This window comes from Pseudoalteromonas phenolica (assembly GCF_005876835.1).
Taxonomy (GTDB): domain Bacteria; phylum Pseudomonadota; class Gammaproteobacteria; order Enterobacterales; family Alteromonadaceae; genus Pseudoalteromonas; species Pseudoalteromonas phenolica_B.
In genome coordinates this window covers 1-1,924 of record NZ_PPSW01000046.1, presented here as the reverse complement: position 1 = coordinate 1,924, position 1,924 = coordinate 1, and the positions used below count along the sequence as shown (strand labels likewise).

Annotated in this window: 1 protein-coding gene; it reads left to right on the top strand. The window is 41.2% G+C overall.

From position 1 onward, the window contains the following. Positions 1-141 precede the first annotated feature (141 nt). Positions 142-1,680 (top strand): transposase, encoded by a 1,539-nt coding sequence (locus C1E24_RS19650; protein WP_138484433.1) that lies wholly within the window; start codon positions 142-144, stop codon positions 1,678-1,680. Positions 1,681-1,924: the final 244 nt, after the last annotated feature.

The window sequence follows — 1,924 nt, the reverse complement described above, 5'->3', positions numbered from 1 at the left end:
AGCCCCTTAGTGGGGCGTTGAGGCTGTAGAATTACTCTTTTTGGGTACTGTTTTTCTGCTCTAGGGTTTGGTTGTTTTTTAACCTTGAATCGTATGGGCTACTGTGATCTAATAGATATTATTCACCCTCGGTAACCTGTTATGGCCAACTACAAGCCAGACTTATCTTGCCAAAATAAATTCATTCCAATCAATTTTTCAGAACAAATTCTGCCCGGCACATTTGAATATGCGCTGTGTTATATTATTGAAAATAAACTCGACTTATCGGGCTTTGATGCATGGTACAACAATGACAAAACAGGCGCTGCGGCCTATTCGCCAGCGGTGATGTTAAAGATTGTTTTATTAGGTTATGCCCATGGCTTAATCAGCAGTCGCCGAATCGCAAAAGCCTGTGAGAATAATATTTTGTTTATGAGCGTATCGGGCGATGTGCAACCGCATTACACCTCAATAGCCAGTTTTGTGGCAAAGATGCATGAGCAAATAGAGCCCTTATTTACCCAAGTGCTGATGATATGTGATGAAGAAGGCTTAATCGGGCGCAACATGTTTGCAATCGATGGGTGTAAATTAAAATCTAATGCCAGCAAAGAATGGAGTGGAACATTCGATGAGCTTGGACGGAAAAAAGTTAAATTAGAGCGGGCGAGTAAACGCATTCTCGAGCGGCACCAATCACAAGATAATCTAAGCGAAGAGCAGATAACACAAGATTTAAAGCAAAAAGAAAAGCTAGATAAAAGTGCAGATAAAATCACACAGTTCCTCGCGACACACCACGAAAAAACAGGTAGTAAAGGCAAGCCAGTCAAAAGCAACATCACCGACCCAGATAGCGCAAAGATGACGACCTCAAAAGGCACGATTCAAGGCTATAATGGCATCGCGATTAACGATGATAAACACCAAGTCATATTGCAAGCACAAGCATGGGGGTCAGTAGGGGAGCAACAAACCTTGCAGCCTGCGGTGGCACAATTAAAACAACAACTGGATAAGCTCAGTCAGACTACGCAGCCAACAAAACAGCCTATAAAATTCACGGCAGACAGCGGGTTTAATAGTGAAGCAAATTTAGAGTTTATGGCGCAAAGTGGCTTTGATAGCTACATAGCCGATAATCAATTTCGAAAGCGAAATCCACTGTTTAAAGAAAGTGAAACCTATGAAACGGCACAAGAGAAGCGCAGACTAAAACGACGAAAAGGAAAGCCTCGGTTATTTACCTCAGCAGATTTCCACTACGACGAAGTTACGCAAACGTGCAGATGCCCTGCGGGCAAAAGCATGTGGCGAAGTGGCACACATGTAAAAAGTCATCATCAAGAATACACGCGATTCTGTGGGTATTTAAAAGAATGCAGAGTATGCCCATTGCAAGCACAATGTATGCGAAAGCCCCCGATTAAAACGGGGAGACAAGTACAGTTTAAAAATGATGATTTGCGTAAAAAGCACAGCTACATGGATAAAATGAAAGTTAAAATAGATAGCCCAATGGGCAGGAGAGCATACAGTAAGCGACTAGGATGTATCGAACCTGTATTCGGAAATATCACCGTGAATAAAGGCATGAATAAACTGACCTTGCGAGGACATAAGAAAGTGAATGCGCAATGGCAACTGTATTGCTTGGTGCATAACCTAGAAAAATTACAAAATACGATACACTGAGAGGGTTAGCCCTTCTGCACCTCAGAAAGCAACATAAAACCGCCTCAAAGCCCCATAACCCCCCTGTAATTTCCCCTTAAAAATGAAAATAATATTTAAAGTAGAAAAAGGCTAAACGATTGAATCAAATAAGGAACTCGGATAAGGTTCATATATGAAAGAAAAATCATTAGAAACGAGTAATTCTACAGGCTCGTTAGGTAACTTAATGGAAAGCTTTGCCCAACTTTTATGTTATTATTTA